Source organism: Xanthomonas arboricola pv. juglandis (assembly GCF_905367715.1).
In the GTDB taxonomy this organism is placed as follows: Bacteria; Pseudomonadota; Gammaproteobacteria; order Xanthomonadales; family Xanthomonadaceae; genus Xanthomonas; species Xanthomonas arboricola.
This window is the reverse complement of sequence record NZ_HG999362.1, coordinates 527,983-542,563: the sequence shown is the minus strand read 5'-3', so window position 1 is coordinate 542,563 and position 14,581 is coordinate 527,983. Positions and strand designations below refer to the sequence as shown.

At 67.1% G+C, this 14,581-nt stretch carries 10 protein-coding genes and 1 other RNA gene; 1 reads left to right on the top strand and 10 read right to left on the bottom strand.

The window, feature by feature from the left end:
- Positions 1–109 precede the first annotated feature (109 nt).
- From KHN93_RS02260 to KHN93_RS02245, 4 genes are all read right to left on the bottom strand, one after another.
- Positions 110–547: a VirK family protein gene (locus KHN93_RS02260; RefSeq protein WP_047127922.1), complete on the bottom strand. Its 438-nt coding sequence runs from the start codon at positions 545–547 to the stop codon at positions 110–112.
- A gap of 141 nt (positions 548–688) precedes the next feature.
- The gene (locus KHN93_RS02255) at positions 689–1,120 is read right to left on the bottom strand and encodes a VirK family protein (protein WP_024938233.1); all 432 of its coding nucleotides are present in this window, start codon (positions 1,118–1,120) and stop codon (positions 689–691) included.
- Between the two features lie 535 nt (positions 1,121–1,655).
- Positions 1,656–3,065, bottom strand: coding sequence for an FAD/NAD(P)-binding protein (locus tag KHN93_RS02250; RefSeq protein ID WP_211921839.1), 1,410 nt, complete (start codon positions 3,063–3,065; stop codon positions 1,656–1,658).
- A gap of 243 nt (positions 3,066–3,308) precedes the next feature.
- Positions 3,309–3,385, bottom strand: a non-coding RNA gene (locus tag KHN93_RS02245) — sX9 sRNA.
- 209 nt (positions 3,386–3,594) lie between these two features.
- Here KHN93_RS02245 and KHN93_RS02240 point away from each other — a divergent pair.
- Positions 3,595–4,371 (top strand): SDR family NAD(P)-dependent oxidoreductase, encoded by a 777-nt coding sequence (locus KHN93_RS02240; protein WP_211921837.1) that lies wholly within the window; start codon positions 3,595–3,597, stop codon positions 4,369–4,371.
- A 781-nt stretch (positions 4,372–5,152) separates the two neighbouring features.
- On the opposite strand, the gene KHN93_RS02235 is transcribed toward KHN93_RS02240, so the two are convergent.
- The 6 genes from KHN93_RS02235 to treZ form a co-directional block, all read right to left on the bottom strand.
- Complete coding sequence (locus KHN93_RS02235; protein ID WP_211921835.1) at positions 5,153–5,785, bottom strand: NAD(P)H-binding protein; 633 nt, start codon at positions 5,783–5,785, stop codon at positions 5,153–5,155.
- Positions 5,786–5,801: 16 nt separating this feature from the next.
- Complete coding sequence (gene glgX / locus KHN93_RS02230) at positions 5,802–7,964, bottom strand: glycogen debranching protein GlgX (RefSeq protein WP_211921834.1); 2,163 nt, start codon at positions 7,962–7,964, stop codon at positions 5,802–5,804.
- Positions 7,965–8,088: 124 nt separating this feature from the next.
- The gene (locus KHN93_RS02225) at positions 8,089–8,262 is read right to left on the bottom strand and encodes a DUF2934 domain-containing protein (protein WP_005993048.1); all 174 of its coding nucleotides are present in this window, start codon (positions 8,260–8,262) and stop codon (positions 8,089–8,091) included.
- Positions 8,263–8,275: 13 nt separating this feature from the next.
- Entirely contained in the window at positions 8,276–10,879 is a 2,604-nt protein-coding gene (treY, locus tag KHN93_RS02220) for a malto-oligosyltrehalose synthase (protein ID WP_211921832.1), read from the bottom strand.
- Positions 10,876–12,825 carry a 4-alpha-glucanotransferase gene (locus tag KHN93_RS02215; RefSeq protein WP_211921830.1) on the bottom strand — a complete coding sequence of 650 codons (1,950 nt, stop codon included), beginning with the start codon at positions 12,823–12,825 and terminating at the stop codon, positions 10,876–10,878. Before KHN93_RS02215 ends, treY begins: the two co-directional genes overlap by 4 nt.
- Complete coding sequence (gene treZ / locus KHN93_RS02210; protein WP_047127917.1) at positions 12,822–14,579, bottom strand: malto-oligosyltrehalose trehalohydrolase; 1,758 nt, start codon at positions 14,577–14,579, stop codon at positions 12,822–12,824. Before treZ ends, KHN93_RS02215 begins: the two co-directional genes overlap by 4 nt.
- Between the last annotated feature and the right edge of the window lie 2 nt (positions 14,580–14,581).

The following is a 14,581-nucleotide window of genomic DNA, read 5'->3' as shown; positions in this document are numbered from 1 at the left end:
TTCGAGGTTGCTGCTGTCGCGTCATTGACGCGATGCCAGCCGCAGGTGAGCGACGCAGCGAAACAGTCTGCACGCGCTGCGCTGTGGCATCGCGCAACGCAGCGGCGCGTCAATGCGCGTGGAAGCGGATGCCTTGATCGATTGCGCACTGATACGCCAATAACGGCCCGCGTTGCTGCAGGCTGGGCAGGTCGTACATGTAGGTGGTGAGCCGCACGCGATTGTCCGCGCCCACCTGATAGCGCTGGAACTGCTGGAATGGCTTGCCGTCGCTGCTGGCAGCAATGAACTGGGTATCGGAAAACGCCAACGTGCCATCGGCGGTCAACCGGTACGCACCGATGCGCACACCGCCGCGGCTCTGGCTGGATGCGGTGCCCGCCTCCGCCGTGCAGCGCGACAGATCCACCGACACCGCCACCGCGCGCCCCGCCTCCAGCGCAGCGATCAAGCTGGCCTGGCTACGTAACGATTCAGTGGCGAACGCGGGCACCGCCGCGATGCACAGCGCGGCGGCAACGAGTGACAAACCTGGATATGACGGCATGCGGGTCTCCTCGAGAGTGAGTGGCGGTCAAGTGCATTGCACGACGCGCGGGTGTTAGAGCGGTTACGACGGCTGCAGGCTGCAGGCTGCAGTGCGCGCGATGGCGCTGCAGCAGACCGCAGTCGTCACGGGGCAACGCGCTCAATCGGCGTGGAAGCGGATGCCTTGATTGATCGTGCATTGATACGCTAGCACCGGCCCGCGTTGCTGCAGACCCGGCAGGTCGTACATGTAGGTGGTGAAACGCACGCTGCCATCCGGACGCAGCTGGTAGCGCATGAACTGCTGGATCGGCTTGCCGTCGTTGGCCACGGTGAAGTGCGAACCTGAGAACGCGGCCGTGCCGTCCTCGGTAATGCGGTACGCGTCGATATGGCGGCCGCCACGGGTCTGCGTGACCGGCGTGCCTTCTTCGGGTGTGCAGCGGCCCAGATCGGTGGTCAGGCTGACGTCGTAACCGGATTCCAGGGCTGCGAGCACTTCCGCACGAGTATTGAGCGATTCACTGGCCCAGGCGGGCAGCGCGCAGGCGCACAGCGTGGCGAGCAAGGCAGCGGGAGCAAGACGGGGCATGGCGAACTCCAGAATGGGGGAAGGAAGCGACCTGGACTGTAATCAGCCCGGGGCCGTCAACATGACCCAGTCCTGTCTGCAGCGGCGCACTGCGCTACGCATCACGCGGCATGATTGCGCTGTTTGGCGATGTCCGCGCGAGATTGCGCCGTGCGGGCTATGCCTGCGCGCGCAGAGGCTGTTTGTTGCGTGATCGGGCGCTTCTATCGCCAGGAAAAAGCCGAAGGAATGCCGGCAGACGGCAGACGGCAGACGGCAGACGATACGAGCATTACGCAAGCGTCTGATGCACGCACAAAAAGATGCTGCAACCGGCACGCGTCGACCGGAAGCAACTTAAAGAGGCATCACGCAACCCCACGGGGCTGCGTACCTACCCTCATCCGGCGCTGGCGCGTCACCTTCTCCCGATGGGAGAAGGGTTCAAGATGCGGGGTGATGAGGCACTCTCTCGATGAGAGAAGGCTCAAACTCGCACTCGTCAAAGCTTCAACTTGATACAACCATCAAGAAGCTGCAATACAAATCCACCCCACTACAAACGCGCATTAACCTCGCGCGGCACCTGTTCCGGCTCCGGCTGTAACGCCGGCATCGCGCCCAGCAACAGACGCTCTGCCAGGGCGCGCGTGGCCACGCGCAACTCCGGCACGGCGGTGATTTCCCAATAGCGCCCGCGTAGCAGCGGGCCCACGCAATACAGTCCCGGCACGATCTGCCCGGCACCATCGCGCACGCGCAGTTGTGCATCAGTGTCCACGCCCAGGCCCAGCGGGTCGGCACGCAACAGGCCCGCTTCGCGCATGCCGGCGATCAGCGGATCGCTGGTGCGGTCGATATCGGTATCCAACCCGGTTGCGCGGATCACCGCATCGTAATGATCGGTCTGCGCGTCGGCCGATCCACGCGGGCGAATCACCGCTTCCACGCCGTCGGGCACCCAACGCGCACGCAGCAGGCGCGCTGCGACGATCTGCAGTTGCCCCGATTGCTGCAATTGCGCCAGCTGTTCCGCTGCGCCCGGCGCAACGCGGTGCCGCGCCACCTCCCAATACGGGCGCAGATGGCGCAGGAAACGCGCACGCTGCGGCAACTCCAGCCGCTGCCACAGCGGTTGCAGATGCGGGCGCAAGGCATCCACCACGCGTCGCCAGTCGTCGACTACCGCACTGAGCTGACGCACACCGCGCAGCAGGCCACGCAGGTCGGCATCCTTGACTGCGCGCTGCAAATGCGGCGGCAACTCCAGCGCCGCGCCCGGCTGGCGCAGATGCGCCTGCGGCGCCAGGCCGCGTCGCGAGATCGCCAGCAGGCGGCCGCGATGCCCGCGCGTGTGCAGGGTCAATGCCACGTCCACCATGGTCAGCCCGGTGCCGACGATCAGCACATCGTCGTCCGGCGACAAGCGCGCTAGGGCATCGCCCTGCCACGGCCAGCCGATGTAGCGCGGATGCACGCTCAGGCGCGGGCCGATCCCGGCCAACGCCTGCGGCTGCAGTGCGCCCACCGCCAGCACCACCCGATCGCTGTGGAAGGCATCGCCATTGGCCAGGAACACGCGAAAGCCCTTGCGTGCACGCTCCACTGCCACCGCTTCCTGCGACAGCCGCACGATCGACGCCTGCGCGCCACTGACCGCGGTATCCAGCTCGCTGCGCAGATAATCGCCATAGGCAAGACGCGGCAGGAATTCCAGTCGCCCGCTGTCGCCCAGATGCAGGGTATCGGCGAATGCACCTGGCGCTTGCGCGTCAATGCCCAGGTCCTTGGCGCGTACGTTGAGCAGGTGCTCCGGCCGGGCGGCACCATAGGCGATGCCGCTGCCGAAGGTCTCGGTCACGCCGACCAGGGTGATGCGCACCTGCGCATCGGCCGTCTGCGCCAGCGCACGGACCAGCGCGGTGCCGCAGAAGCCGGCACCGATGACGGTGATATGGGTTTCCATGTGCAACTCCCACTGAATGACCCGCACGTTGTGCCCGCAGCGCGGCGCGAACGTGTAAACAAATGGTTAGCAGCGAACTACCGAAAACGCATGAGCTGATCATGCTTGGTGATGAGGCTTGTGTCGCAAGCGACGTGCGCACGGCATTGCACAAAGATGACAGCGCACGCGACCGCAGCCAGGTGCCGGTGCATGGTTCCCAACCTGGCTCGCAGCGCAGCGCTGCGCAACGCGATTTAGGGTGGCTGACAAAACGTAGCGAGCAATCGCTCGGGGTGTGTGCACGGCGCGCTCAAAACCTGAGTGTACGAGTGGCACATGGCAATTCCGAGCACCGCCGCGCGGCTGGGGATGAGCGCAGTAGATCGCCAGCCCGCTACGCGGTGGCCGGCGCGTCGTTGGCAGAAGCGGTGGAAGTAGTGAAACGGACAGCAGACATTGCGATGCTGCGTTCAACACTGCAACGGCGCCGAGCACCGCGTCATGACCGGGCTGCTCGATAATGTCGGTTTCCAATCGAGTGTCCGCCATGTCCATTTCCGCAGCACCCACGCAAATCTCGCCGCGCAATCAACGTGTGCTGATCGCAGGCGGCAGCCGTGGCATCGGCTTGGCCATTGTCGACGCGTTCGTCCGTAACGGCGCGCAGGTGTCGCTGTGCGCACGTAATGCCGATGGTCTGGCACAGGCCGCACACGCCTTGGCGCCTCATGGAGCCCCGGTACACACCTTCGCCTGCGACCTGTCGGATGCTGCGCAGATCGAGGCATATGTGGAGGCCGCAGCGCAGGCACTGGATGGTCTGGACGTGGTGATCAACAACGCCTCCGGCTATGGACACGGCAACGACGATGCGAGCTGGCAAGCCGGCCTGGACGTGGATCTGATGGCCGCAGTGCGCTGCAATCGCGCCGCGCTGCCGCATCTGCGCAACAGCGACGCGGCAGTGATCCTCAATATCAGCTCGATCAATGCGCAACGCCCCACGCCGCGCGCGATCGCCTACTCCACCGCCAAGGCGGCGCTCAATTACTACACCACCACGCTGGCCGCCGAGCTCGCACGCGAGCGCATCCGCGTCAACGCGATTGCACCGGGCTCGATCGAGTTTCCCGACGGGCTATGGGCCCGCCGCCGCGATGAAGAACCGGAACTGTATGCCCGCATCCGCGACAGCATCCCGTTCGGGGGATTCGGACAGGTGCAGCACATCGCCGATGCGGCGTTGTTTCTTGCATCGCCACAAGCACGCTGGATCACCGGGCAGGTACTGGCGGTGGATGGCGGGCAGTCGTTGGGGATGTGAGCGGAGTATTTGTGCTGGCGAAGATGCCGATCCGCTGCGCGTGACTCTGTAGGAGCGTGCCTGCGCGCGATGAAGCTTTGTCGGTAACGCCCCGTCGCGCGCAGGCACGCTCCTACGACAGCGGGCAACCAGTTCCTTTATCTGTAACGCCCTCGCGACGAAGGGCGGGTGCTGATGGATGGTGGGCAGTTGTTGGGAGTGTGAGCACGGTATTTGCACTGGCGCAGATGCCGATCCGCTGCACGTGACTCTGTAGGAGCGTGCCTGCGCGCGATGAGGCTCTATCGGTAACGCCCCGTCGCGCGCAGGCACCCTCCTACGAATAGCAGGCAAGCCGTTTCTCCCTCTGCAGCGCCCTCGCGACGAAGGGCGGGTGCTGATGGATGGTGGGCAGTCGTTGCGGGTGTGAGCGGGGATTTGTGCTGGCGGAGATGCCGGTCCGCTGCGCGTGGACCTGTAGGAGCGTGCCCGCGCACGATGAAGCTTTATCGGTAACGCCTCGTCGCGCGCAGGCACGCTCCTACGAACAGCAGGCAAGCCGTTTCTCCCTCTGCAGCGCCCTCGCGACGACGGGCGGGTGCTGATGGATGGTGGGCAGTCGTTGGGGGGGCGCACGGCATTTATGCTGGCGGAGACGGCAATCGGCTGCGCCTGAACCTGTAGGAGCGTGCCTGCGCGCGATGAGGCTCTATCGGTAACGCCCCGTCGCGCGCAGGCACGCTACGATACGGCGGCGTCTCACCTCTATCCGGCTGCCTCGCGACCAGGCGATGAGGCAGCGTTAGCCAACCAACTTCGCCGCCTCGACGCTGTGCTCGCCACGCGCCGGTGCCAGCGCGGCGCTCACCATGGCGGCAGCGATGCGTTCGGCCGGGTTGATGCGGAACCGGCGTGGCAGCAGCGGGCCGAGCGCGCCCAGCACGAGGCTGCCGATGTGTTCGCCGGTGCGCCGCTGCTCCCGTTCTCCGCCGATCAGGCCCGGGCGCACGAAGGTGAGCGAGGGGAAGCCGACCGCGCGCAGGTCGCGTTCCAGCTCGCCCTTGACGCGGTTATAGAAGATGCGCGAGTGCGCATCGGCACCGGCCGCCGAATTCAACACGAACACCGAGGTGCCCTGCGCGCAGGCGGCGCGTGCCAGCGCCATCGGGTAGTCGTGATCGATGCGATAGAACGCCTCGCGCGAGCCGGCCTGTTTCATCGTGCTGCCCAGGGCGCAGATGGCCGCTTCCATGCGCGGTGCGGTCCAGTGGTCCAGGCGCTCGAAATCGATCACCTGGTTGCGCAGTTTGGGATGGATCTGCGACAGCGGCCGGCGCGTGATCGCCACCACGCCGGTACAGCGCGCATCGGCCAGCAGTTGTTGCAAAACATGTCCACCGACCAGCCCGGTGGCCCCTGCCAGCAGCACATCCATCAAACCGCCCCTGCCATCAGCGTGCGCCCTCGGAGACGATACGTGCACTGCTGGCGATGCGATCGCGCTCCACTGCCAGCAAGGTCAGCGAGTGCGCCGGCGCCTTCCATTCGCTGCCGCCGGCCACCACGCGGCCGCCATGGCGTGCGGTGTCGACCAGCACGCGCCAATGTTCGTCGTGCATCGCCGGCAGCGTGAACGACACGCTGGTGGAGGCGGCATTGATCAGCATCAGCAAGGTCACGTTGGCGGCGATCTCGCGCAGACCGGTGGTCGGCGAGCGGCCATCCAGGCGCAGCATCAGCGCGCGCGCTTCCGGGTCGTGCCAGCCGGCTTCGTCCATCTCGTGGCCGTCCGGTGCCAGCCAAGTGAGATCCTTCAGGCCCAGCGCTTCGTCGAACTTGCCGTCGAAGAAGCGGGCGCGATGCAGCAGCGGGTAACGCTGGCGGATGCGGATCAGGCGCCGCACGAACGCAGCCTGATCGGCGGCGGCGGCCTTGGTGGCGGCAGTCCAGTCGATCCAGGTCAGTTCGTTGTCCTGGCAATACGCGTTGTTGTTGCCGTTCTGGCTGTGGCCGAACTCGTCACCGGCCAGCAGCATTGGCGTGCCCTGCGACAGCAACAACGTGGCCAGCAGGTTGCGCATCTGCTGACGGCGCAGCTGCTTGATGGCCGGGTCGTTGGTGTCGCCTTCAACGCCGTAATTGGCCGAGATATTGTGGTCGCTGCCGTCCCTGCCCTCTTCGCCGTTGGCGAAGTTGTGCTTGCCTTCGTAGCTGACCAGATCGCGCAGGGTGAAGCCGTCGTGCGCGGTGACGAAATTGACCGACGCGGTGGGGCGGCGGCCACTATGGTTGAACAGATCGGCCGAGCCGGTCAGGCGCGTGGCCAGTTCGGCCAGCTGACCACCGTCGCCACGCCAGAACGCGCGCACGTTGTCGCGGAACTTGTCGTTCCATTCCACCCAGCCCGGCGGGAAGTTGCCGACCTGGTAACCGCCCGGACCGATATCCCACGGCTCGGCGATCAGCTTGGTCTGGCTCAGTACTGGATCCTGGCGCACCGCATCGAGAAAGCTGCCCGACGGATCGAAGCCATAGCGCTCACGGCCGAGGATGCTGGCCAGATCGAAGCGGAAGCCGTCGACGTGCATTTCCTGCACCCAGTAGCGCAGCGAGTCCATCACCATGCGCAACGCGCCGACGTTGGTCAGGTCGAAGGTGTTGCCGGTGCCGGTGTCGTTGATATAGAAGCGGCGATCGTCGGCCAGGCGGTAGTAGCTGGCATTGTCGATGCCCTTGAACGACAACGTCGGCCCCAGCTCGTTGCCTTCGGCGGTGTGGTTGTAGACCACGTCCAGCAGCACTTCCAGCCCGGCGTGATGCAGGCGCGCCACCATCTGCTTGAACTCGGCCACGGTGCGCGTGGCCATGTAGCGCGCCTGCGGCGCGAAGAACCCCAGCGTGTTGTAGCCCCAGTAATTGCGCAGGCCTTTTTCCAGCAGGTACTGGTCGTCGACGAAGGCGTGAACCGGGAGCAGTTCCACCGCGGTGACGCCGAGCAAGCTGATGTGGTCGATCAGCTCGTCGGTCTTCAGGGCCGAGAAGGTGCCGCGATTTTCCGGCGGCACTGCCGGATGCAACATGCTCAGCCCGCGCACGTGCGCTTCGTAGATCACCGTGCGGTTCCACGGCGTCTGCGGCGGGCGGTCCTGGCCCCAGGTAAAGGCCGGGTCGATCACTGCGGATTTGGGCATGAACGCGGCGCTGTCGCGACGGTCGAAGCTCAGATCCTTGTCGCGGTGGCCGATGGTGTAGCCGAACAGATGCGGCGCCCATTTGAGCTCGCCGACGATCTGCTTGGCATACGGGTCCAACAGCAGCTTGTTGTGGTTGAAGCGGTGCCCGGCCTCGGGCGCATAAGGTCCGTGCACGCGGTAGCCGTACAGCTGGCCGGGGCGTGCGTCGGGCAGATAGCCGTGCCAGACCTCGTCGGTGTATTCGGGCAGCGCCAGGCGCTCCTGTTCACGGCCACGCTCGTCGAACAGGCACAGTTCCACCCGGGTGGCGTTGCGCGAGTACAGCGCGAAATTGACCCCCAGGCCATCCCAGGTGGCGCCGAGCGGGTTGGGACGGCCTTCGCGAATGCGCGAGCGCTGAGTGAACTTGCGGGTGGCCATCGGTAACTCCTGAGAACGGTGAACTCAAAACGCTGAGCGAATGCAGGTGCCTGCTTGCCTGGGCACGCTCACCCTGGCACGGCACAGCCTGCAGGGTGAACCATGCAAGGTGACAGAGGCACCGTTACTGGCGTGCAGTCACCGGCGGGCCGGCCTGTTCGGCGGCGCGCTCTTCGGCATCCACCAGCCGCTCGGCCATGGCCCAATGCCGATCTGCGTGGCCGTCCGGGCGGCCTTCGGCCTCCCAGATCTCCTGTGCCAACTGGCGAAGCCGCGCTTGCCGTTCCGTGTCGTTCATTGCTTGCGTTCTCTTAGGGGGTCAACAACACTGCCACTGGCGCACGTGCAAACAGCGTGGATATCGCCACGCGGCCGCCTTGCGGCTGCAGCGTGCTGCCGTCGAGCACATTACGATACGTGGCGGGCGGCAATGCCAACGACGCCTGACGCCAGGCTGCAGGCGGCACCAGCAGCGGCAGATCGCCATCGCCCTGGTTGCCGGCCCCCAGCCGCGTCACTGCCACCACCAGCGACTGGCCGCGGTACTGGCGGCGGAACGCCAGCACCTGCGCATCGCCGCTGACCGCCACGCTCAAGGGCTGATAATCGCCCTTCGCAAACAGCGACGGATGGTCGGCACGCAGCTGCAACAGCAATGCGGTGAGACGTGCCTTGACCGCGCCATCGCGCCAGCTGCGCAGCAGCGTGTTCCAGTCGCGCGCCCGCTCCAGCCATTGCTGGCGCTGCGCGTAGTCGACCGGGCGGCGGTTGTCCGGGTCCACCAGCGACAGATCCCAGCCTTCGGTGCCCTGGTACAGGTCGGGCACGCCCGGCACGGTCAGGCGCAACGTGGTCTGCACCAGCGCGTTGCGCGCACCGGCCGCGGCGATGTGGTTGCTGGCGCGCAGCAACGCCCGCCGCAGCGGCAAGCCGGCGCGGCTGCACAGCACCTGCTCCACGGTGGCCTGCACGGCCTGCTCGTAGGCCGGCGAGCCGTCGGTCCAGCTGGTGTGCAGCTTGGCTTCGCGCACCGCCTTGAGCAGCCACTGCGCAATGCGCTCGGCGTACTCGGCCAGCGGTTCGGTCTGGTCGGCGCCCAGGCCGATCGGCCAGGCGGCCACCAGGGTCTGCCAGAGCATCTGCTGGTCGCCACCGGCCAAGGCCGGCGAGTCCAGCGTCTCGGTCAAGGCATCGAACTGGCTGCTCTGCTCGATCCACCAGCGCGGTTGCTCGGATAGCACCGCCAGCCGCATGCGCAGGTCTTCGCCACGCTTGTGGTCGTGCGTGGCGGTGGCCAGCAACGCGCGCGGGAAATGCTTGGCGCGTTCGAGATTCTGCGCGTGGAACTCGGCCGCCTCGTTGGCGAAGTGGGTCGGATGGCTGCCGACCTCGTTGCGCGACAGCAGCACGCCATGCCGGTAGAACGCGGTGTCTTCCACCGACTTGGCATTGAGCGGTGCGGACAACTGCTCCACGCGACGACGCAGGATGCGCCGCAAGGCGACCTGCGCGCGGTCGGCGCCGGCATCGTCGAGCAGCCAGCGCTCGATCGCGTCGACGGCCGCAACGATCGACTCCGGCATGCCCTCGCGCGCACGCGCGGCGGTAGCGCGCAGGCGCTCGGCTTCGCTGCCGGTCACGCCCTTGGCACCGGCGTAGGTGCGGTACACCGGGAACCAGCGCAGCAATACGCACAGGCCGCGCGCCAGCATCTGCGGGCTGAATTCGCGCGTGGGCGGGTCCAGTCGCGCCAGCGCCGACAACGCACCCACGGCGCGATTGAATTCGGTCTGCAGCGGGCCGCGCAGGATCTCGTCGCGTGCGCTGCGCTCTTCCTGCGCGAAATCGCCACTGCGCCCGCTCACCTTTTGCCAGGCACGCGCCAATGGCTTGAAACCAGCCGGGTCATGCAGCACGCCGCCGACCTGGTCCATGAAGTCGTAGCCGGTGGTGCCATCGCAGGGCCAGTCGGCCGGCAAGGCTTCACCGGGCGCCAGGATCTTTTCCAGATACAACCCCAGCGTGCCGGGCTTGAGGCCACGCGTGCGGCCGGCCGCATCCAGCCGGCTGCGCAGCTTGCGCACATAGCCGGTGGGGTCGGTGAGCCCGTCCACATGGTCGATGCGCAAACCGTCCAGATGGCCTTCGGCCACCAGCCGCAGCGGCAGTGCATGTACCGCGTCGAACACCGCCGGCAGCTCCACGCGCAGTGCCACCAACGAGGTGATATCGAAGAAGCGACGGTAGTTGAGCATGTCGTTACCCACACGCCACCAGTTCAGGCGGTACGGCTGGCGCTCGATCAGCTTGTGCAGACGGCCATCGCCGCGCTTGGCGCCGTCGTTGTAGTCGCGCAGCCATTGCGCGCGTGCCGCTTTCTCCGGCACGTCCAGCGTCTGCGGACGGATCGGGTAACGCTGGTCGTAATGCGCCAGTGCCGCGCTGCCGTCATCCTCCACCACCAGCGTGATCAGGCCTTCGGCCAGTGCGGTGGCATACGGGCGGTCCAGCACCGCCAGCCACAACTTGCCGTCGCGCCCGGGCGCGCGCCAGTCGATGTCGAACCAGTCGGCATGCTTGGCGCTGCGGCCATTGCGCAGCACATCCCACCACCACGCGTTGTCCGCATGCGTGGCCATGTGGTTGGGCACGATGTCGGCGATCAGGCCCATGCCGTGCTCGCGCGCGGCCTGCGACAGGGCGATCAGCGCCTCTTCGCCGCCGAGTTCGGGATTGACCACGGTCGGGTCGATATTGTCGTAGCCGTGCGTCGAGCCCGGCACTGCAGTGCCGATCGGCGACAGGTACAGATGGCTGATGCCGAGGCCGGCGTAATACGGTACCTGCGCGAGCGCATCGTGCAGGGTGAAGCCGACATGCAGCTGCAGGCGGGCGGTGGCGCGAAGCTCGATCATGGATGCGGTTCCGAAACAGCCGCGACGCGACGCGCCTCGGCAAAGCCCTGCAGCGCCGTACTCAGGCGCGCATGCGGCAAGGGATCGGGCAGGCGTCGACGCCAGTTGGGATGGACCTCGACGGTGCCCGGCAGATTGGGTTGTTCTTGCAGCGCCAGGGCGTCTTCCACCGGCAGCAAGGCCAGGGGCGACACACTGGTGGCGGTGAAGCGCAGCGCGCCCAGCAGCGGGCCGTCCGCAGCGCTGAGGCCGGCGTGTTCGACCGCCGCATCCAGGCGTGCCAGATCCTTGCTGCGCGCGGTGGCGTCATCGCTGGCCTGCGCGGGCTGGATCAGTTCCAGCTTGCGCCGCCAGTCGATATCGCGGCCTTCGCGCCAGCCGGTCAGGGTGGGCAGATCGTGCGTGGTGGTGGTGGCCACCGCATCCGGCCGCCACAGCGCCGGCGAGACGAAGGCGCCGTCGTCGTCGCGGGTGAACATCAACACATCGATGCCCATCACCCCGCGCCGGGACAGTTCCTCGCGGATGCCCGGCGGCACCACGCCGAGGTCTTCGCCGATCACAATCGCCCGGTGCCGCCACGATTCCAGCGCGAGCAGGTTGAGCAGATCGTGCAGCGGATAGGCCAGATACGCGCCTTCGTTGGAGCTGGCGCCTTCCGGCACCACCCACAGCCGCAACAACCCCAGGATATGGTCGATGCGGATGCCGCCGCGGTCGCGCAGCACTGCGCGCAGCAACGCGATATACGGTGCGTAGCCGCTACGCCGCAATGCGGTGGGCGAATACGCACCGATGCCCCAGTGCTGGCCGTCGGCATTGAAGGCGTCCGGCGGCGCGCCCAGCACCAGGCCGTGCAGCACGGTGTCGGCGGCCGCTGCGGCTTCGGCGCCATTGGGATCGAAACCGACGGCCAGATCGGCGATCAAACCGATCTTCATGCCGCGCTCGTGCGCCTCGCGTTGCGCATCGGACCAGCTGCGTGCCGCCAGCCATTGCGTGAACACGTGCAGTTGCGGATCGCCATCGCCGAAATCCTGCGCGGCAAACCGTGCAAAGCCCTCCAGCGCCTCACCGCCCTCGCTGCGGAAGGCAGCCAGATCGGGGTGATCGGCGGGCACGCGGGTGTAGAGATGACGCAGCAGCTGCCACTTGGCCTGCGCCGAGGCCGGCCAGTCGATCAGGGCGCTGTGGTGCAGCGTATCGAAGCGCTCGCGCAGGCCGGGCACCTCGTTGATCGCCTCCAGTGCGAGCTCGCCCAATACGCGCACCGGTGCGGCATGCAGGGGATCGAGAAAACGCCGGTCGCTGGGCGAATACGGGCTGTAACCGCCGGTGACCGGGCGCGCGGCATGCACCGGGCTCAGGGCCAGGGCATCGGCGCCGGCCAGTGCGGCATGCCGCACCCATTCCACCGTGCCCGATGCGTCGCCGATGCCGGCGTCGTCGATGCTGCGTGCCGAATACACCTGCAGCGCCATGCCCCAGGCACGCGGTGCCGGCAGGCCACAGGCATCGGCCACGCTGAAGCAGCGTTGCGGGGCGACCGCGACCTGCTGGGTCAGGCTGCCGATCTGCAGCGTCCAGTAGCCGAAACGCTGCGGCGCACGCACCTGCCCCTGCGCATCGGCATGCGCCGGCTCGCTGGCGCCGCTGTCGTCCAGCCAACGGCCGCTGGCATTGGCGGCGACCGACACCGGCAGCAACCCGGCCACCTGCACGGTCAGCAGCGGCGCCGGCTCGGTGGCGTGCGCCTTGCAACGACGCAGGCTGTCTTCGCGCTGCGCAGCGGTGCCGGCAGGCAGTTCCAGCGCGGTGAGCACCGCATGCAGCGATTGGTCGGACACCTGGCGTGGCTGGTCGCTGGCATCCACCCAGTCCACCATCACCCCGGCCGCGCCGGCCAGCGCATGCAGATCGCTCCTGCTCAGATCGCGGGTACTCATGCGCGCGCCTCGTGCCAGGCGATGAAGCCATCGACCGGCAACTGCTGCGCGTCGGCAGCGACGTTTTCGACATGCGCCACGCGGCCACGCAGCGGCGGCATCGGCACCGCCGAGGCGCCGACATTGAAGGCGATATGCCACAGCCCGTCGGGCAGTTCCCAGCTGGCGGTCACTGCACCGTCGGCCAGCACGCTGGCGCCCACCGCGCGCGCCTGTGCAAGCCCCGGTACCAGCCACTGGCGACGCACGCCCAGCAGCGCCTTGAACCAGGCTGTCCACTGCACGCCTTCGCCCTGCGCGGCGTCTTCGATCGGCGAGCGCGAGGCGGCGAAGGTGTCGTGGCTGTTTGGATCGGGAATGGTGGCGCGCTGCGCTTCGTCGGCGAATGCGGCGAAATGCGCAAACTCACGACGCCGCCCTTCGCGCACTGCATCGTCCAGCGGCGGGCCGAAGTCGGTGAAGAACAGGAACGGCTGCGTGGCGCCCCACGGCTCGCCCATGAAGAACAGCGGAATCATCGGCGTCAGCGTGGTCAGCGCCAGCGCAGCACGCAGGCGTTGCGGCGATACCAGCACGCTCAGCCGCTCGCCGCGCGCACGGTTGCCGATCTGGTCGTGGTTCTGCGCAAAGACCACGAACTTGTGCGGCGGCAGCGCCCCGCTGGGCTCGCCACGCACATGCCCGCGCGGGTCCGGCTCGCCCTGGTAGGCGAAACCTTCGCCGAGCACGCGCGCCAGGTGTTCGGTGGGCTTGTCGGCGAAGGCGGCGTAATAGCCTTCCTCTTCGCCGGTCAGCAGCACATGCAGGGCGTTGTGGAAATCGTCGTCCCACTGCGCGGTGTAGCCGCGTTGCAGCTGCGACGCCTGGTTGGCCTCGTTTTCCAGCACCAGATGCACGTGGCGGCCGGCCGGCAGGCTGGCCTGCACGGTCTGCCGCAAGGTATCCAGGAAGGCGTTCGGGGTGATCGCATGCACCGCATCCAGGCGCAGGCCGTCGAAGCCGTATTCGTGCAGCCACATCAGCGCATTGTCGAGAAAGTAACGCTGCACCTGTGGCTTGCGGAAATCGATCGCCGCGCCCCACGGGGTGGGCTTGTCCTCGTTGAAGAACGGGGCGGCATAGCTGTGCAGATAATTGCCGTCCGGGCCGAAGTGGTTATAGACCACGTCCAGCAACACCATCAAGCCGTGTCCGTGCGCGGCGTCGATCAGCGCCTTCAATTGGTCCGGCGTGCCATAGGCTTCCACCGGCGCGTACGGCAGCACGCCGTCGTAGCCCCAGTTATGCGCGCCCGGAAATGCGCTCAGCGGCATCAGCTCGATCGCGGTGATGCCCATCGCCGCCAGCTGCGGCAGTTGCGCCTGCACCCCGGCATAGCCGCCACAGGTGCCAACGTGCAGTTCGTAGATCACCGCCTCGTCCCACGGCCGTCCCTGCCACTGGGTGTTCTGCCAGGCGTAGCCATCGCTGCGCTGCACGGCGCTGGGGCCGTGCACGCCCTCGGGCTGCCAGCGCGAGGCCGGATCCGGCACCGGTTCGCCGCCATCGACGCTGTAGCGATAGCGCGCATCCGCCGCGCATTCGATCACCGCGCTGAAGAAGCCATCCTGCGCGGCCTGCAACGCAACGCGCGCGCCGTCGTCGAAGACCACTTCCACGCTTTTGGCGTCCGGTGCCCAGAGCGCGAAGCGCACCTGTCCCTCACCCGCTGGCCATGCACCCCATGCCGGCGTGGTGTCGTTGCGCTCGTTCATTC